This window comes from Nitrospiria bacterium (genome assembly GCA_035498035.1).
Lineage (GTDB): Bacteria > Nitrospirota > Nitrospiria > JACQBZ01 > JACQBZ01 > JACQBZ01.
This window is the reverse complement of record DATKAN010000053.1, coordinates 1-18547: the sequence shown is the minus strand read 5'-3', so window position 1 is coordinate 18547 and position 18547 is coordinate 1. Positions and strand designations below refer to the sequence as shown.

Below are 18547 nucleotides of genomic sequence, written 5' to 3'. Positions count from 1 at the left end.
GTGCGCGTCTTTGTCGCGATGGAACTGCCCCCGGCCATCAAGGCGGCCGCGGCCGCCGTCCAGCGGGAGTTGATGAAATCGGAAGCGCAGGTCGCATGGGTGCGGTCGGACGGAATGCACCTGACCTTGAAGTTTCTGGGCGAGGTGTCGGATTCCCAGTTGGACGAGATCGAGGAGGCTTTGGTGTCCGCCGCGGCGGGGTGCGGTTCCATGAAGATCAGCGTGCGCGGCCTCGGCGTCTTTCCAAACCCGAAGAATCCGAGGGTCGTCTGGCTCGGCATCCAGCCGGAGGACGACCGGCTGTTGCGGCTTCAGGAACGAATCGATCGCGCCTTGACGCCGCTCGGGTTTCCACCGGAGCGGCGCGATTTCAGGCCGCATCTCACCCTGGGTCGGGTGAAGACTTCGCGCGGCCTGGACGACTTGATGAAGGCCCTGGCGGTTCAGCATCATTTTCTCGCGGGAGACTGCGTGCTGGGCGAGCTACACCTGATTCAAAGTGAATTGAGGCGGGAAGGGGCGGTCTATACGAAGCTGTGGTCGGTGGCATTGTAATTGCAATCTCCCTGTCGTATCGAAAACGGGGCCGTTTCATAGGACGGGCTCATGGATTGACGGGCCCGGCGCGGCAGGAAGGCCGTGACCGTTCATCCCGGGCGCGTTAGAGGATGAACGATCACGTCACCATTTAACCATAAAGGAGCATCCATGGCGGACAAAGAGAGTCGCGGCAAGGCGCTCGATCTGGCGGTGGCCCAGATCGAAAAGCAGTTCGGAAAGGGGGCCATCATGAAATTGGGTTCGGAGGAGGTCCTGTCGGACGTCCCCGCGATCTCGACCGGATCCTTGGGTCTGGACATCGCGCTGGGCGTGGGGGGATTTCCCCGCGGGCGGGTGGTCGAGATCTTCGGTCCCGAGTCCTCGGGAAAAACCACGCTGACGCTGCACGCGATCGCCGAGGCCCAGAAGGCGGGCGGCGCGACGGCCTTCATCGACGCCGAGCACGCCCTCGACGTGACCTACGCGCGCAAGCTGGGTGTGAAGACGGACGAACTGCTGATCGCGCAACCGGACACCGGGGAGCAGGCGCTGGAGATCGCCGAGACGCTGGTCCGCAGCGGGGCGCTGGACCTGATCGTGATCGATTCGGTGGCGGCGCTGGTTCCGCGCGCCGAGCTGGAGGGCGAGATGGGCGACGCGCATATGGGGCTTCAGGCCCGGCTGATGTCGCAGGCCCTCCGGAAACTGACGGCGACCATCAGTAAATCGCAGACCACGGTGATTTTCATCAACCAGATCCGGATGAAGATCGGCGTGATGTTCGGGAATCCCGAGACCACCACGGGCGGAAACGCCCTGAAATTCTATGCCTCCGTGCGCTTGGACATCCGAAGGATCGAGGCGATCAAAGAAGGACAGGACGTGACCGGAAACAGGGTGCGCGTCAAGGTGGTGAAGAATAAGGTCGCGCCGCCGTTCAAGCAGGCCGAATTCGACATCCTGTTCAACGAAGGGATCTCCAAGATCGGCGAAATCCTGGACCTGGGGGTGGATAAGGGCATTGTCGAAAAAAGCGGGGCTTGGTATACTTACAAAGGAGAGCGCATCGGCCAGGGCCGCGAGCAGGCCCGAACCTTTTTAAAGGGAAACACCGCCGCGGCCCGGGAGATCGAAGAACGGATTCGGGAGGCGGCCATGACGCTTCGAAAACCGGCCGGAGCGGCGGGAAAGACGGCGCCGCCCAAAACGGCGCAGCCGACGCGGGGACACCAACCGATTGCCTGAGGAGAAATCCAAATGGCCGTGAGCATCAACGAACTGCTCAAGATATCAATCGACCGCAAAGCGTCCGACCTTCACCTGAAGGTCGGGAATCACCCGATTGTCCGCGTGGACGGTCATCTGGTTCCGGTCGAAGAGCAGCCCAAGCTGAGCCAGGAAGACGCGATCCAGGTGGCCTTCTCGATCATGAGCAATCCGCAGAAGGAAAAGTTCAAGCAGCGCAGCGAGATCGACCTGGCCTACAGCGCCCCCGGTATGGGACGTTTCCGGGTCAACGTCTTCCAGCAGCGGGGAACGATCGGCCTGGTCTTCCGCGTCGTCCCGACCAAAATCCAGACGATCGAAGAGTTGAATCTTCCGCCGGTTCTTGAAAAACTGGCGATGGAGCAACGGGGCCTGATCCTGGTTACGGGGACCACCGGCAGCGGAAAGACGACGGCCTTGGCCTCCCTGATCGATTTTATCAACCGGAACCGGATGGACAACGTCATCACGATCGAGGACCCGATCGAATATCTTCACCGCGACCGGAAGAGCATCGTCAGCCAGAGGGAGGTGGGGGCCGACACCGAGTCCTTCAGCGGGGCGCTGCGGTCGGCCCTCCGTCAGGACCCGGACGTCATCCTGGTCGGTGAGATGCGCGATTTCGAAACGATCTCGACCGCGCTCGTGGCGGCCGAGACGGGCCATCTGGTAATGAGCACGCTCCACACCCTGGACGCGAGCGAGACGATCAACCGGATCATCTCGGTCTTCCCCCCCTATCAGCAGAAGCAGGTGCGCATGCAGCTCGCCTCGGTCTTGAAGGGCGTGGTCTCCATGCGTCTGGTGCCCAAATCAGACGGAAACGGGCGGGTGCCTGCGGTCGAGATCATGATCGCCACGCAGACCGTCCGGGAATGCATCATCGATCAGGACAAGACCCGCAAGATCCCGGATGTCATCGCGGCCGGTCAGTCTCAGTACGGGATGCAGACCTTCGACCAGTCGCTTTTCAGCCTGTATCAGAAGAACCTGATCACCTACGAAGAAGCGCTCCGGTGGTGCACCAATCCGGAGGACTTCACGCTCAAGGTCAAGGGCATCCAGTCCACCTCCGATGCCTGGGGCGGAAGCCCCGAACAATCCGTGGGCAAGGAAGCGGAACCCAAATTCAAGATCGACCGCTTTGGACGATAGTAGATACTCCCCGGGAAGTCCGTGACAATCCAGCGAGCAACGCGAGCGAGAAGGGGAGGCTCCATCCGGCTTGGCCGGAGGAGGGGGCGACGCGAGCCCCTACGAATAAGTGAATGAAGAGCTTCTAAGAAAGGCCCTGGACTCCGCCTACCGCTACCTGGCCCGCGGCCCCCGAAGCCGGATCGAAGTCGAACGCCGGCTGCGCCAGAAAAACTATTCCGATCCCGTCATCCGTAAAGCGATCCAACGCCTCGAAGAATACCGATACATCGATGACCGGACCCTGGCCCGGCAATGGACCCGCGACAGGGTCCTGCGAGGGCACTGGGGTCCCTTGCGTCTTCGAATGGAGTTGGAACGAAAGGGCGTCGCCCGGGAATGGGTCGAGGAGGCCGTCCGCGAGCTGTTCGGGGAGCGGGATGAGAAGACCCATGCGACGGAACTCGCCGCGCAACGGCTCAAGGGCCGCGGCCTTCGCGACCCCAAAGATTACCGTCGGCTGTTCGCCCAGCTCATCCGCCGGGGCTATTCTTCGGACGTCGCGCAGAGCGTATTGCAAAAGATGAAAAATGATTCGGAGCCATCCGACGAGCGCAACGATTGAACCCGGCCTTCAAAAGGACGCATCGTTTCGATCCGAATCGAATATCCAGGCAGGGCCATGGGGAAAATGGCCGGTTTTAGGGTTTTTTGAAAAGCTCCGGAAGGGATTGATCCAGTTCGGAGAGGGGCAGTTCGGCCTGGGACTTGTCGGACATGTTCCGGAGAATGGCCTTGCCTGATTTCAGCTCGTTTTCGCCCACGATCAGCGTGTAGCGCGCGCCCAGCTTGTCCGAAAGGCCCATCTGCTTTTTCAAGCCCCCGCCGGAGTAGTCCATCTCGATCCGCACCCCAAGACCTCGAAGGCGGACGATCGCCGGGAGCAGCTGGCGGAGGGCCTCTTCCCCCAACAAGGCAAAAAAAACATCGGGCGTCGGCGTCGCGATCCGTTCCATGAGCGTCGCGATCCGCTCCACCCCCATCGCGAATCCGATGGCGGGGGTGGGGGGGCCGCCGAGCTCTTCCACGAGGCCGTCGTAGCGTCCGCCGGCCGCCACCGCATTCTGTGCGCCGAGCTTCGTCGTGGTGACCTCGAAGGCGGTTCGCGTGTAGTAGTCCAGTCCGCGTACGAGCCGCTCGTTGACCACGAAGGGGATCTTGAGCCGGTTCAGCCCGTCCTTGACCTGCTGGAAATGGGCCAGGCAATCCGCGCAGAGGTGGTCCAACGGAGACGGGGCCTTGGCCGCGACGGCCCGGCAGCCTTCCTTCTTGCAGTCCAGGATCCGCATCGGGTTTGTTTCATAGCGCCGCCGGCAGTCCTCGCAGAGCTCCGCGAGGTGGGTCTTGAAATAGGCCTTCAGCGTCTTGCGGTAATGCGGGCGGCAGGCCGAATCGCCCAGGCTGTTGAGTTCGAGTCGAACCTCCGTCACGCCGACGCGTTGGAGCACGGCCATCAGCATCGCAAGCACCTCCACGTCCATCGCCGGCCGGTCGGTGCCGAGGGCCTCGACGCCGACCTGGTAGAACTGGCGGAACCGGCCGGCCTGCGGCCGCTCGTGGCGGAACATCGGTCCAAGATAGTATAGTTTGGCGACGGGCGCTTTCTGGCTCAGTTGATGCTCGATGTAGGCCCGAACGACCGGCGCGGTCCCTTCCGGCCGGAGCGTGATTTTTTTTCCGTCGCGGTCCTCGAAGGTGTACATCTCCTTTTCGACGATGTCGGTCGCGGCCCCGATCCCCCGCGCGAAGAGCTCGGTCACCTCGAGCATCGGGATACGGATCTCGGAGAAGCCGAACGACTCGAAGACCGACCGGGCGGCCCGCTCGAGCCGCTGAACGGCCTCGATCTCGCCGGGGAGGATGTCTTTGAAACCGCGGATGGACTGGAATTTCATGGCGTCACTATAGACGCAAGCCGACGGAAAAGTCAACCGACGGAGACCTCCGCCAGAAATGAAAATCCGCCGGAGGCCGCGGGCCGGCGGATCGACGATCCTCGGTCTTTTTATCTTTATCTTGACTGTAGCCTTCGAGCGTCTTATCTTTGTTGGAGACCAGCGCGGGGCCTCCCATGTCGGATATCGTTGGAACAGGCGGTCCGTCGGACGAGAAGGATCGACCGGAACAAGCGGCCCGATCCGAGCCCGATGAACCGATCGCTTCACCGGACCTTCCAAGCGCTCCGGTCCTGCCGGAGCCGTTGTCTCCGTCGCCGCACGGGGCTCCCGCCGTCCGCTGGATTTACCGGCATACGCTTCCGGTGCGTCTCGCCCACTGGATCAATGTTTTCTGCCTTCCCGTTCTGGTGATGAGCGGCCTCCAGATCTTCAACGCCCACCCGGCCCTTTACTGGGGCGAGCGGTCGGATCGGGACCGGCCGATCCTCGCGCTGGATTCCGATTTTTCGGAAGCGGAGGGACTTCGCGGCGTGACGCGCGTCTTCGGTTATTCGTTCGATACAACCGGCTGGCTGGGGGCCTCCAGCGATTCAAGCGGGAAGCTTCATCGCCGCGGCTTTCCGTCATGGGCCACGATTCCAAGCTTCCAATGGCTGGCGATGGGGCGCCGGTGGCATTTCTTTTTTGCCTGGATCTTCGTCATCAACGGCGTTCTCTTCGGCCTTTACACCCTTCTGAGCCGTCATTTTGATCGGGACCTCCTCCCGGTTCCGAAGGACCTTCGCGGTATCGGCCGTTCCGTGGTGGACCATCTGCGCTTTCGCCATCCGGCGGGAGAGGAGGCGGCCCGGTATAATGTCCTGCAGAAGATCGCCTATACCGGCGTGGTGTTCGTCCTGGGGCCCCTCATCGTCCTGACCGGCCTGACGATGTCCCCGCGGATGGACGCCGCGTATCCCGGCCTCCTCGCCCTTTTTGGCGGACGGCAAGCGGCAAGGACCGTCCATTTCATCGTCTGCTTTGCGTTCGTCGGATACACCTCGGCGCATCTCTTCATGGTGGCCGTGACTGGGCTTTGGAACAATCTCCGTTCCATGGTGATCGGGCGCTACCGCGTGGCGGAGTTGGGGGACGTCGATCATGATCCGTAACCGGATTGACCGACGCCGTTTCATGCTCCGGTCCGTTCAGGCCCTCGGCCTGACGCTTCTGGCCGCATGCGATAAGCTGTCGCAGTCTGGATGGTTTCCGAGAATCCTGGGTGCCGCCGAGGGGCTGACCCGGGAGGGCCAGCGTCTCATCACCCCGAGAATGGCGATGGCCCCGGAATATTCGGAGGCCGAGCGGTCGCCCGTCTTTCCGACCAACGGCACCATCGACCCGGACAATCCGGACTACCGGGCGCTGTCCCAGAATGACTTCGCCGGCTGGACCTTGGCCGTGTCGGGGCTGGTCGAGCATCCGGCCAAGCTGTCGCTGGCGGAGTTGCGCGGGTTTCCATCCCGCACGCAGATCACCCGCCACGATTGCGTCGAAGGCTGGAGCGCCATCGCGAAATGGAAGGGGGTCCCCCTGGGCGAGATCCTGAATCGGGTCCGTCCTCTCCCGTCCGCACGCTACGTCGTCTTTTACTGCGCCGACCCCGACGATTCGGGCCTTGCCTATTACGAGAGCATCGATTTTGACGACGCCTACCATCCGCAAACCCTCCTGGCCTATGAAATCAACGACCGGGTCCTCCCCGTCGCCCACGGCGCCCCGATCCGCCTTCGCCTCGAGCGGCAGCTCGGATACAAGATGGCCAAGTACGTCATGCGGATCGAGCTGGTCGAGGATTTTAAATCGATCGGCGGGGGTCGCGGAGGGTATTGGGAGGACCAGGGATATGAATGGTACGCCGGGATTTGATTTCCCGGTATGCCGACGCCTGCTGCGTCTGATGAGGAGATGGTATATAATAGGACGATATCAGGGACGACACAACAACATAAGGAGGTGGGGCGATGGCGGGATTCATGGGTTTTTTAAACCGGCAGGCTTACGCGTTGATGCGGATCGTGGTCGGGTTCCTCTTTCTGTGGCACGGCGCACAGAAATTGTTCTCCTTTCCCATGCCGATGCCGCCCGGGGTCCCCGCGTTTATTACCTACATCGCCGGTCCGATCGAGCTCGTGGGAGGGACGCTCGTCATGATCGGGCTCTTCACGCGCTGGGCGGCCTTCCTTTGCAGCGGTCTGATGGCCGTCGCGTACTGGATGGCGCACGGGACGAAGGCGCTGTTGCCGATACAGAACGGAGGAGAGCTGGCCGCGATCTACTGCTTCGTTTTTCTGTTCATCTCCACGCAGGGCGGAGGACTCTGGAGCTCGGAATCCGATCGCGGGGGTAAATAGGATTGACTCGGGACCGCTTGAAAAAGGGGGGACTTGAAGGTATCCTTTCCATAAAACGAATGGCGACGGCGTCAAACTCCACTCAAGAGGGCTTGCGATGGCAAAGCTGAGTCGAAAGCTGGGCGTAATCGGGGCGGGGCGCATGGGCTCGGCCCTGATCCGCGGACTGATCAAGGCCAAGGTGCTGTCTCCGGACAAGGTGATCACCGCCGATCCGGATCGGGCCGCACTGGAGCATCTCAAAAAGGAAACCGGGGTTAAAGTGACGGCCGACAACGCCCTGGTGGCGAAGTCGGCCGAAATTATTTTATTGGCCTTGAAGCCGGACCTTGTCCGGCCGATCCTTCAGTACATCAAGGGGGTCCTGACGCGGGATCACCTGATCGTCACGATCGCGGCGGGGGTCCCGATCCGGCAGATCGAAGAGGTGGCCGGCTCCGAGGCCCGGATCATCCGGGTGATGCCGAACACGCCGGCCCTCATCGGCCGGGGAGCGGCGGCCTTCAGCCCCGGGAAGAAAGCGACCAAACAGGACGTGGAGGATGTCCGGTCGATTCTGGAAGCGGTGGGGATCGCGGTGGAATTGCCGGAAAAGTATCTCGACGCGGTGACGGGTCTGTCGGGCAGCGGCCCGGCCTTTGTCTTCATGATGATCGAGGCGCTCGCGGACGGCGGCGTGAAGATGGGGCTGCCGCGGGCCGTGGCGATGCTTTTGGCGGCGCAGACGGTGGCCGGCGCGGCCGAGATGGTGCTCCAGATGAAGCGGCATCCCGGAGAACTCAAGGACCAGGTGGCCTCGCCCGGGGGGACGACGATCGCGGGCATCTCCCAGCTGGAACGCGGAGGGCTGCGGGCGACGCTGATCGAGGCGGTCGAGGCGGCGACGAAGCGGTCGATGGAGTTGGGCAAAGCCTGAATCGGGAATGGAACAGAATTCCTTCCGGCAACCCTCCGAGTTGCACCATTCGATGACGGGAGCATCTAGATTTTCGCCCATGGCGCCTTACGGCTATAGCGCGGCGCGTCTCAAGATATTTGTTGTCGCTAAGGTGGCTCCGCGGAGGCTTGCTTCCAGGAACCCTGTTCCATTCCATATTTAATAAAGGAGAGATCAATCGTGTCGATCCACGGCAAGAATTTCATCGACGGACGGTGGGTGGATTCCCGCACGGGCGAAACGTTCGAGAGCCGCAACCCGGCCAACCGCGACGAGGTGCTGGGAACCTTTCCGCTGTCCAACGCGCAGGACGTCGACGAGGCGGTTCGGGCCGCCCGGAAGGCGTACCCCGCCTGGAGGGAGATGTCCCGGATCAAGCGGGGCGAGATCTTCGATCAATTTGTCCAGTTGGTCAGGAAGGATCATGAGGAGCTGTCGCGTCTCATGGCCCGGGAATGCGGCAAGGCGATCAACGAGTCCCGCGCCGATGTGACGGAAGGAATTCACATGGCCCAGTATGTCTTCGGCGCGGCCCGGATGCCGGCCGGGGATGTGCTGGCCTCCGAGATCGCCGAGAAGGACGCCTATATGCTCCGTCACCCCAAGGGCGTCGTGGCGGCCATCACCCCTTGGAATTTCCCGTTTGCCATCCCGCTCTGGCTGCTCGGTCCCTCGCTGGTCGAGGGGAACACGGTCGTGTTCAAGCCCTCCGAGGACACGCCGCTCCTCGGCCATAAGGTCGTCGAGTACCTGGAGCGCGCCGGGATTCCGGCCGGGGTCTTGAATTTGGTTCAGGGCGACGGGGAGCGCGCCGGCCGTCCCCTGACTTCCCATCCCGGGGTCGACGTGGTCGCCTTCACGGGATCGTATGAGGTCGGTTCCGAAATCCGGAGGGTCTGCGCGGAGAGTCCTCATAAGTTCGCGGTCTGCGAGATGGGCGGGAAGAACGCCGTGATCGTTTTCGAGGACGCCGATTTTTCGATCGCGCTCAACGCGGCGGTGCTCTCGGCCTACAAGACCACCGGCCAGCGCTGCGTCTCGTCCGGAAAGCTGATTGTCCACGAGGCGATCTACGCCAAATTCTGCGAGGAGTTCGTGAAACTCTCAGGGCGCGTGACCGTCGGCGACCCCTTGGATGAAAAAACCTTCATGGGGCCCTTGATCAACGAGGGCGGCCGGAAGAAGATGGAGTTCTACAACGACCTGGCGCGGAAAGAGGGCGGCCGGGTTCTTCTCGAGGGCGGGCCACTCACGGGAAAGGAATACGGCCGCGGTCAGTTCGTCTCCCCATTCGTCTATCAGATGGACTATTCCCCGAAGTCCCGCGTGCTCCGGGAAGAGGTGTTCGCGCCGAACGTCGCCATCGTGCCCTTTCGATCGAACGAGGAAGCGATTAAAATTTACAACGATACCGATTACGGATTGGCCCTCGCCGTGATTACGGAGGACTACCGCAAAGCCCGGCGGGTCCGGGAGGAGTGCGATTACGGCCTGGGCTACGTGAATCTGCCTTCGATCGGCGCGGAGGTGCATCTTCCTTTCGGCGGCGTGAAGCGGAGCGGGACGGGGATGCCGTCGGCATCGGCCCTGATCGACGCCGTGACGCATAAGACGGCCTGGACGGTGAACCACGCCCGTGAAATCAAGATGGCGCAGGGGCTGAAAGCCCGGATCGATTAAGCCTGAAGGCCCGAAAAGAATAAGCCCGGAGGCGGGAACCCCTTCCGTCGCCTCCAGGGGCGAGACCGGAGGGGAGGCGCGGCGCATTCATGTGGGGTGTCCCCGCCATTCCGGATTCCGTTCCCCCATAAAAAAAAGCGCACCCCGGGAATTACCCGGGATGCGCCGTCATCAAGAAACCCTGACGAACCGCCGCTTACATCTTCGGAGCCGCAGGGGCGGGAGCCGCCGGGGCCGCCGGAGCTTCCGAACCGCCGGAAACCTTAATGGCCTCGGCCGAACTACCCTTCGAGGTCACATCCACCTTCGCACCCACCTTAAGGTCCCCTTCAACCTTGGTCTTCTTGGAGATGCTGAACTTGTGGGTCTTCCCCTTCTCGTCCTTTACTGAGACACTCTTCCCCGGCGTCACGGCCGTCACTTCGCCCATGGTCATTGTGGGCCCAGCCGCTTTCTTGGCAAGCGCATCCCCAGCCATGCTGAAGCCTGCCAACGCTGCCGCGGTCAGGATCGATACCGCCAACATCAAGAATTTCTTCATGTGACTAACCTCCCTTATGGTTGTGGACCTATAGGTCCGTCGCTTTGATATGCACGCAGTATGCCATTTTTGAATCGAATACCCGAGAGGCCGCATTCTTAATTTTAATAATACAATTATGGTCTTTGATCCGATCAATCGAGACGAAGGGTCAGGGGAACGGGGCCAAAATCACTCATTTGGGGCACCGCTACCCCAATTGAGGCAGCCCTCCGCCCGCCGTGCGGAAAACTCCCGCCTTCACCGATCAAACGGATTCTCGGCGACGGGCTTGCCGCACGGCGGGCGGAAGGACGAGATATTCATCGATCCGCTGTTGAGGACAAAGGCCTCGTCACCGCCGGGCGAGAAGACGATCCGGACCGGGTCCAATCCCTCCGGTGCCAGGGACAGCTCGCAGGTCACCGACATCGTTGCGACGGAGATCACGGTCAGTGTGCTGTTCGCGCAGCAGTGCGCCACGTAGACATACTTTCCGTCCGGTCCCGCCGCCACGGCCGATCCGCCCGCCCCTTTGACCGCGACGCGCCCGACGATATGAAACGGGACCGCCGTCAGGTCGATCACGTCGACGGCGGCTTCGGTGTCGTGGGAGACGTAGGCCTGCGACCCGTCCGTCGTTACGGCCACGCCGACCGGGTTGCGCCCGACGTCGACCGCTTGGATCGCGCCCGTGGCCTCGTCGACCGCCAACAATTGGTTCGAATCCCGGCTCGTGACCAGAAGAGTCCCGCGTGGCGCAATCGCAATATCGCTCGGGTAACCGGGCAGCGGGATCACGCGTTGTCTTTTCTTCCTAAGGTCGAAGATCGTCAGGGCCTTCGCCTGGTAATGCGGAATATAGAGAGTCTGTCCGTCCCGAGCCACCGTGACGTTCCCGGGTCCCTTCTCCCTCAGAGGAATACGCCCGACCACCCGATAATCGCTCGTGTCGACCACGGTGAGGTCGTTACCTTTATGACGGATCCAGTAGACGTAGCGTCCGGCGGGTCCGACGGGCGCCTCCCGGTTCCCATCCTCCGGCGGCGCCGGCTCCGACTCGAGATCGATCCGCCGTATGATGCGGCGGGTTTCGAAGTCGAACACGGCGATGGAATCGGAATGGGGAACCTCGAAGATAACCGTCGATCGGGGTTGCGGGGATGGCGCGGTTTCCGCGCCGAAGGGATCGGGAAGGGCCGCCGATGATAAAAAGGCCAGTGAAAGGCCCGCCGCGATCCCGATTATCCAAACGCATGAGGAAAGGCGTCGAATCATGATGGGCCTCCGATCTTTCCATCAGGCATTATAAGCCTTACCCCCATTTTCTTCCAGCCTTTCGTTTCGCATTCCTGCGCGCGAGGCCGGAGGGGAGTCCAAGTTTCTCCAAGTCCGGCCCGACCTATCGGACGGCCTTTCTGCACGTCGGAGATGGCCGCCTCCCGCCTGAAAAAGGGGAGAAAAACGTTCTGGCCAACTTGGACTCCATCACCTTGACGTAATCCAATTCATTGATATACTTAAGTTGTTGGACAAAAATGAGGAATTGCGCATGACGCCATCGAGTAATATTCCCACTGGAGAGACCGTTATAGATAATATCCGAAATATCGAGCGGAGAGAATCGCAACTCTGGATCATGACGCTGGGCCTATTGTTGCTCTATGCCGGCATTCTCATCGGCACCTACCTGATCAATTTGAGTGAGTCGTCGCCGAGTCTTAACGACTATCAGTCCACCACGGTCAAGGCCCTGGCCGGGTTATTGATCCTGACCTGTCTCTTTACGATTTACGTTCTGCATATCCGTTGGGCTTTCCGGCGCATGAGGCGTATATTCGAGGTACACGCCATGCGGGATAACCTCACCGGTCTATACAATCGTTATTACTTCGAGGAACGGATAAAGGAGGAAATCCAGCGCGCCGATCGCCAATCCCAGCCCTTGGCCATTTTGCTATGCGACATCGACAATTTCAAGTCCATCAATGACATGCAGGGACATCAGGCGGGGGATCGGGCATTAAAAAAAGTGGCGGAAGCGATTCAAGAGGCCACCCGTGGAATCGACCTGGTCTGTCGGTGGGGCGGAGACGAAATGGTGGTCGTCCTATCCAATAGTACTCGTGAAGGGGTGTTGGTAGCCGCCGAACGGATTGAGAAAAGGGTGCGCCTGACCGGGGCCGGTGAAGAATCCCCCTTCGACCTGAGCATCGGGGTCGCCTTGTATCCCGACCACGGCCGAAGTACAAATGAACTCATCCGGATGGCCGACCGGGCGCTGTACATCGCCAAGAAGGGGGGAGATAAAGTCCACATCGGGGAGGAGGAATATCGACTCGATCAAGACGCCCTTAAAACCGTGTTTCAGCCCATCGTCGACACACGCACAACACAAATTATCGGCTATGAGGCGTTAAGCCGGGATCCCCAGGGAAAGTTGGAAATCTCCCAGCTGTTCAAACGATACCAGGCCGTGGGCCAATTGAAAGAACTCAAAACGCTTTGTTTGAATGTGCAACTCCAACGCGCCGCGACGCTTGGATTAAAAAAGGTGTTCATCAATGTCGATTTCAGCGTCCTCGGCGAATTCAAAACCGTTCCCCCGCTCCGGGGGCCGGAGGTCATCCTGGAGATTTCGGAATCCGAAGCCCTGCTGGACATCGACCGCCATCTGGAAATCGCCCGGAAGTGGCGCTCGCGTGGCTATAAATTCGCCATCGACGACTTTGGAGCGGGTTTCATTTCCCTGGCCTTCGTCGCCAAGCTTGTTCCGGATTATATCAAGCTGGACCGTTCGGCGATCGTCCAGGCCGCGTCCTCCGAGCAATTCGGCCGCTTTCTGAAAGATCTTACCCTGGCTTTTAAAAACTATTCCAAGGAAGGAATCATCTCCGAAGGGATCGAAACCGAAAAGGAATTACGGGTTGCGAACGAAACCGGGACCTACCTTGCCCAAGGCATTCTGCTCGGTGAGCCCCAAGAGTTGAACAGTCCACCTTCCATGGAACCCGCGAAGACCGGCCTTGACCCACAGCATAAGATCAAGTGAGCAGGCTCCTCGTGGGCAATGGCGGAGCGGGGCCAGCCCGGAATGGCGGATCGAATCCCCTGAATTCCTGAAATCCTGTAGACGATTCGCTCGTCATCCTTTCCCATCCTCAGCATCGCACGGATCGGATGGAGTACATAGGCATCCCGTGTCTCTTCCGCTGGCCCCGGCGGGCTCTAACGGCAATCTGAAGGGCCCTCTGTTATCATCGTCTATCAGTCCCCCGTGCGCGAGGCGGGGGGGAGCCGCATCAAGCCATCTGGATCAAGGTCAGCCGGTTGCCGTCCGGATCCGAAAAGGAGGAAAACTTCGCCCCGCCGGGCGCCGTCCGGACCGGGCTGCAACGAATTCCCTTCCGCTTCAATCCGACCGCGAGCTTTTCGATCCCCTTCACGCGAAGCATAATCCCGAACCCTCCCCCGCGGCCCTTCTTTTTCTCGATCTTCTCCCCCATCGAGTGAAGCCCCAACGCCGTGCCACCCGGGATCTTGAACTCGACGTAAAACGGCATCCGCATCGAGGGCTTCAGCCCCAGCTTCGCATAAAACGCGACCGACTTCTTGATATTTTTCGAAGGACCCATCACCCATGAATCCGAAACGACTTTTGCCATTTTCCCCTCCTTTGCAAGCGCTTGTCCCGCTCGTCCGATCCGCCCGGCCTGTCGCACTCCTCCGGCGGATTCAATTTCCCCACGCGCGAGGGCGGAGGAGAAATCGGATTTATTTTGAATTTCAAAAAGCCCGGCCGGCAGGGTCCTCCGTCATTTACTCGCCTGGGTCATCTCGCTCACCAGATTTTTATCAATCAGCATGATCTCGATCCGTCGGTTCTGCTGGCGTCCTTCCGGCGTGTCGTTCGGCGCCACCGGGTCGTATTCCGCCCTCCCCGACGCGACCATCCGTTCGGGCGGCACGCCCACGTCTTGAAGAAAGCGGACTACGGTGGTCGCCCGGGCGACCGAAAGCTCCCAGTTCGTCGGGAAGGTGCCCTGAAGGGACTTTGCGACCGGCCTGTTATCCGTATGGCCTACGACCCGGATGATCTTGTCCCCGTAGCCTTTCAAGGCCTCGCCGACTTTTTTCAAGACTTCTGTTCCCCTCGGTTTAAGCTTCGCACGACCGGAGTCGAAGAAGATCTGCTCTGCCAGCTCGACCGACAGCATGTTCTTGTACTGCTTCACCTGAAGCTCACCCTTTTGCACTTCGCTAGACAGGTCCTTCACCAGCGCATCGAACTGCTCCTGTTGCCGTTCACTGGAGGCAACCAGCGAGGCGTTCTCCTGCTGCAGGGACCTGACCTGCTGCTGTGCCGACGTATAATGCTGATCCAGGGACGATATCTGCTGCTTCAATCCGGCGTTGTCCTTTTCCAGAGCGGCTTTCTGCTGCTCCAGCGTGCTTTTTTCCTGCTGCAGCGAGGTGATCTCATCATTCTTTGCCTTTTCCATCTTTGTATACTTTCCCGAGCTTACGCAACCGCTCACGATCATTCCGGCTGCGAGAACGACCATGCCGATACGAATATAATTATTCATGTCGCTGCCTCCTTTTTCTTGTTTTGATGTATTCGATAAAAAAAGTCGAAACGGTCATTGTTGTTTCAGCTCCTGAATAACTGCATAAATCGTGCAATCGTTAAAAACATTATTTTAAAATCAGGCCGGCAAATTTAATTTCCCCGATGTTTCCGTTATTTAAAACAGAGGAAAGTCGTCTGAGGGCCGGGTGAAATGCATATTTTTTGAAGATCTTTAATTGAGAGTTGTCTAAGATATTGGATGGTCCGGTTTTCGGTTTTAAAATTTCATCGGGTTTTCAGAGATTTAAAGATGTCTAAAAAAACTACAGCCTCTTTGACGAATAGACAATCCCGGGTAGGGGTGTCGCTTGCCTCCGCTTTTTTTCGGGCCGTCCAGCGAGCGTCCCGCTCCGCCGCTTCGAGCCCGGGGTGTGGGGGACATCATAGGAGGCAGGTTGCGAGGAACAAGGAGCAGCCTGCCTGTGCCGGCCGCCGATTCGATGAGGCGGCCGGATTTCTCTGTAAAATTGCACGGGGCCCCACTTATAATAAAACCCTGCCCCAATGACATTCCCCTCGGAGCGACTCTATAAATAGATGCAGATCGAATATGTTCATCTTATTTGACGGCCATGAAGCGCCCCGGTTTCGGTGCGAGGGTAAAAGGAAAGTTCAACGGGAAAAAGGGGCCAAGGATTTAGGAAGTGTTTTCAAGGTCCAGGCTCACGGCGGTTGCGCCCCTATGGGACCGTGCGGCGGATATAATTAAAAGGGACGGCCTCGCCCACCTACATTCAAAAAGGCTGCGCCACCGCCGACCAAAGCAAGTCCGGGGTATGGCGGTTTTGCCGAGCGGGGCCAAGGAGGAGGGCCGTTCAGGAGCCGGGCCGGTGGATTGCAAAACACGGTACACTGGTGTATGTTTTATTTTTTCATGAGGAGACGCGCTCATGCCTTCCGAGACCGTTGAGCTGCAGGGTCACATCATCGACTCGCTGACCTTGCCGAAGGTCCTGGATGAGGTGATGAACTACGGCGGGACCTTCGAGATCCTCGATGTGGCGATCGGCCAGCGCCGCGAGGATTCCAGCCGGGCCCGTATTCAGGTCTCCGCACCGTCCCGGGAGGTTCTCGACAGGATCTTAGGCCGGATCCGGCAGCTCGGGGCTGTTGCGGTGCGGGAGGAAGAGGTCGCGCTCGTTCCGGCCGACCGGGACGGTGCCTTTCCCGAAAATTTCTACTGCACCACGAACCTTCAAACCTTCGTTCGATTCAAAGGCCAATGGTTGGAAGTGGCGCGGCCCGAGATGGACTGCGGGATCCGGGTCGATCCGGGGGGACGAACCGCGGCCACGATCCCGATGCATCGCGTCGAAAATGGGGACCGGATCGTGGTGGGCCATCAGGGGATCAAGGTCATCCCGCTGGAGCGCTCGCCGGAGCGAAATGTCTTCGAGTTTATGGCAAGCTCCGTCTCCTCCGAGAAACCCAAGGCCGTCGTGATTCGGGAAGTGGCGGCACGCATCCGCGCGGCGAAACAGGCCGGCGAAAAGGTGATGGTCGTCGCTGGCCCGGCCGTCGTGCATACCGGCGCCGGGGCGCATCTGGAACGGCTGATCGAAGAGGGCTGGGTCGATCTCCTTTTCGCCGGCAACGCCCTGGCGGTTCACGACATCGAGCAGGCGCTCTACGGGACCTCGTTGGGCGTCTATTTGGAAAAGGGGATCCCGGCGAAAGAGGGACATGAGCACCACCTGCGCGCCATCAACACGATCCGCCGCGCGGGAAGCATCCGGGACGCGGTGGAACGGGGAATTTTAAAGTCCGGCATCATGGCCGCATGCGTGCGGAAAAATATCGAGATGGTCCTGGCCGGATCGATCCGGGACGACGGGCCGCTGCCGGAGGTGATGACCGACATGGTCGCCGCCCAGGATGCGCTTCGGCGCCTCCTGCCCGGCGTGTCGGTCTGCGTGATGATCGCCACGATGCTGCATTCGATCGCGGCCGGCAACCTCCTCCCGGCCTCGGTGAAACTGGTCTGCGTCGACATCAACCCGGCCGTGGTGACGAAGCTGACCGACCGCGGAAGTTTTCAGGCGATCGGGCTCGTGACGGACGTGGAGCCGTTTCTGCGGGAGCTGTCGGCGAATCTGTCTTCTTGATGGTCCTGTAGGGGCGTACGGCCGTACGCCCCTACGTTACGGGTAACGGAAAAGACCATGCCGTCATTTCTCATGTGTCCACCGGACTACTACCAGATCGAGTACGAGATCAATCCGTGGATGAACCGTCGCCGTCCGGCCGAGCCGGTCGCGGCCATGCGGCAGTGGCGGGCCCTTTACGATCTCCTGACGACGAAGCTGGGCGCGACCGTCGAGCTTTTGAGTCCGGCGAAGGGCCTCCCCGACCTGGTCTTCACGGCCAACGCGGGGCTGGTGTCGGGCGGGAAATTTATCCAAGGCCGTTTCCGTTTTCCCCAGCGCCAGCGCGAGGCGCCGCTGTTCGAGGCCTGGTTTAAAAAAAAGGCCTACCAGATTTTCCCGCTTCCGGAGGAAGCCTGTTTTGAAGGCGAGGGGGATGCGCTTCCGTTTGGAAAAACGCTCTTTGCCGGTTACCGGATGCGCTCCGATATCCAGTCCCACCGGACGATCGGCGAGATCCTGGCTTGCGAAGTGCTGTCGCTGGAACTCGTGGATTCACGCTTCTATCACCTGGATACCTGCTTCTGTCCCTTGACCGACCGGGCCGCCCTCTATTTTCCCCCGGCCTTCGACGACTATGGCCGGAAGGTCATCGCGGCCTCCGTTCCGGAAGCGATCCCCGTTGTCCCGGAGGAAGCGCTCCGCTTTGCCTGCAACGCGATCGTCATCGGGAACGAGGTCGTCCTGCATTCCGGTTGCGATGCGACGAACCGCGAATTGCGCCGTCGCGGAGTGAAGGTGCACGAGCTGGACCTGTCCGAATTCCATCGTGCGGGGGGGAGCGCAAAGTGTATGGTTCTCCGACTATCCTAAAGAGGCCGCCAGGATGAAGACGACGATTCATAAATCGATTCTGGAGGTGGTCGAGGGGGATATTACATTGCAGGACACCGAGGCGATCGTGAACGCGGCCAACACGACGCTCCTCGGCGGAGGGGGCGTGGACGGCGCGATCCATCGCGCGGGGGGGCCGCAGATTCTGGAGGAATGCCGGTGGATCGGCGGCTGTCCCACCGGTGAGGCCCGCATTACGACCGGCGGCCGGCTCAAGGCCCCATACGTCATTCACACCGTGGGACCGGTCTACCGGGACGGCCGCCATGGAGAGCCGGAGTTGCTCGCCTCGGCTTACCGATCTAGCCTCAAGCTCGCATCCCAACACAAGATCCGATCCGTGGCCTTTCCGTCGGTCAGCACGGGAGCCTACGGGTATCCGATCGAGGCCGCGGCACAGATTGCGCTGGGCGTCGTGCGGGACTATCTCGAAGGTCATCGAGGAATCCGCTTGGTCCGCTTTGTCCTTTTCGGCACGATGGCCTTTGAGGTGTATGAACGGGTTTTA

At 60.4% G+C, this 18547-nt stretch carries 18 protein-coding genes; 13 read left to right on the top strand and 5 right to left on the bottom strand.

Going from position 1 to position 18547, the window contains the following annotated elements; genetic code table 11:
* The 4 genes from thpR to VMN77_10455 all read left to right on the top strand — a co-directional run bounded on the left by thpR (nt 1) and on the right by VMN77_10455 (nt 3565).
* Nucleotides 1-555 (top strand): RNA 2',3'-cyclic phosphodiesterase, encoded by a 555-nt coding sequence (gene thpR / locus VMN77_10470; GenBank protein HTN44205.1) that lies wholly within the window; start codon nt 1-3, stop codon nt 553-555.
* A 153-nt stretch (nt 556-708) separates the two neighbouring features.
* Nucleotides 709-1785: a recombinase RecA gene (gene recA, locus VMN77_10465; GenBank protein HTN44204.1), complete on the top strand. Its 1077-nt coding sequence runs from the start codon at nt 709-711 to the stop codon at nt 1783-1785.
* 18 nt (nt 1786-1803) lie between these two features.
* Nucleotides 1804-2961 (top strand): type IV pilus twitching motility protein PilT, encoded by a 1158-nt coding sequence (locus tag VMN77_10460; protein HTN44203.1) that lies wholly within the window; start codon nt 1804-1806, stop codon nt 2959-2961.
* A 109-nt stretch (nt 2962-3070) separates the two neighbouring features.
* A complete protein-coding gene (locus tag VMN77_10455) occupies nt 3071-3565 on the top strand; it encodes a regulatory protein RecX (GenBank protein ID HTN44202.1) in 495 nt (164 codons plus the stop codon).
* A 76-nt stretch (nt 3566-3641) separates the two neighbouring features.
* Here VMN77_10455 and hisS read toward each other — a convergent pair whose 3' ends face one another.
* A complete protein-coding gene (hisS, locus tag VMN77_10450; GenBank protein HTN44201.1) occupies nt 3642-4895 on the bottom strand; it encodes a histidine--tRNA ligase in 1254 nt (417 codons plus the stop codon).
* Between the two features lie 176 nt (nt 4896-5071).
* Between hisS and VMN77_10445 the strand changes: the two genes are divergently transcribed.
* The 5 genes from VMN77_10445 to VMN77_10425 all read left to right on the top strand — a co-directional run bounded on the left by VMN77_10445 (nt 5072) and on the right by VMN77_10425 (nt 9908).
* Complete coding sequence (locus tag VMN77_10445) at nt 5072-6049, top strand: cytochrome b/b6 domain-containing protein (GenBank protein ID HTN44200.1); 978 nt, start codon at nt 5072-5074, stop codon at nt 6047-6049.
* 22 nt (nt 6050-6071) lie between these two features.
* Nucleotides 6072-6806: a molybdopterin-binding protein gene (locus VMN77_10440; protein HTN44199.1), complete on the top strand. Its 735-nt coding sequence runs from the start codon at nt 6072-6074 to the stop codon at nt 6804-6806.
* 95 nt (nt 6807-6901) lie between these two features.
* Entirely contained in the window at nt 6902-7291 is a 390-nt protein-coding gene (locus VMN77_10435; GenBank protein HTN44198.1) for a DoxX family protein, read from the top strand.
* Between the two features lie 97 nt (nt 7292-7388).
* Complete coding sequence (proC, locus tag VMN77_10430; GenBank protein ID HTN44197.1) at nt 7389-8207, top strand: pyrroline-5-carboxylate reductase; 819 nt, start codon at nt 7389-7391, stop codon at nt 8205-8207.
* Between the two features lie 207 nt (nt 8208-8414).
* The gene (locus tag VMN77_10425; GenBank protein HTN44196.1) at nt 8415-9908 is read left to right on the top strand and encodes an aldehyde dehydrogenase family protein; all 1494 of its coding nucleotides are present in this window, start codon (nt 8415-8417) and stop codon (nt 9906-9908) included.
* Between the two features lie 196 nt (nt 9909-10104).
* Here the strand turns inward: VMN77_10425 and VMN77_10420 are convergent, their stop codons facing one another.
* Both VMN77_10420 and VMN77_10415 read right to left on the bottom strand, forming a co-directional pair.
* Complete coding sequence (locus VMN77_10420) at nt 10105-10449, bottom strand: hypothetical protein (protein ID HTN44195.1); 345 nt, start codon at nt 10447-10449, stop codon at nt 10105-10107.
* Nucleotides 10450-10689: 240 nt separating this feature from the next.
* Nucleotides 10690-11706, bottom strand: a complete 1017-nt coding sequence (locus tag VMN77_10415; GenBank protein ID HTN44194.1) for a YncE family protein — start codon at nt 11704-11706, stop codon at nt 10690-10692.
* 274 nt (nt 11707-11980) lie between these two features.
* Between VMN77_10415 and VMN77_10410 the strand changes: the two genes are divergently transcribed.
* The gene (locus tag VMN77_10410) at nt 11981-13480 is read left to right on the top strand and encodes a diguanylate cyclase (GenBank protein HTN44193.1); all 1500 of its coding nucleotides are present in this window, start codon (nt 11981-11983) and stop codon (nt 13478-13480) included.
* 250 nt (nt 13481-13730) lie between these two features.
* Here the strand turns inward: VMN77_10410 and VMN77_10405 are convergent, their stop codons facing one another.
* Nucleotides 13731-14093, bottom strand: coding sequence for a VOC family protein (locus tag VMN77_10405; GenBank protein ID HTN44192.1), 363 nt, complete (start codon nt 14091-14093; stop codon nt 13731-13733).
* A gap of 150 nt (nt 14094-14243) precedes the next feature.
* Entirely contained in the window at nt 14244-15017 is a 774-nt protein-coding gene (locus tag VMN77_10400) for an OmpA family protein (GenBank protein HTN44191.1), read from the bottom strand.
* Between the two features lie 934 nt (nt 15018-15951).
* Here VMN77_10400 and VMN77_10395 point away from each other — a divergent pair.
* The 3 genes from VMN77_10395 to VMN77_10385 form a co-directional block, all read left to right on the top strand.
* Nucleotides 15952-17166, top strand: a complete 1215-nt coding sequence (locus VMN77_10395; protein ID HTN44190.1) for a TIGR00300 family protein — start codon at nt 15952-15954, stop codon at nt 17164-17166.
* A 57-nt stretch (nt 17167-17223) separates the two neighbouring features.
* Nucleotides 17224-18018, top strand: coding sequence for an arginine deiminase family protein (locus VMN77_10390; GenBank protein HTN44189.1), 795 nt, complete (start codon nt 17224-17226; stop codon nt 18016-18018).
* Between the two features lie 13 nt (nt 18019-18031).
* Nucleotides 18032-18547: O-acetyl-ADP-ribose deacetylase (locus VMN77_10385; GenBank protein HTN44188.1), on the top strand; the 516-nt coding region annotated here is incomplete at its 3' end.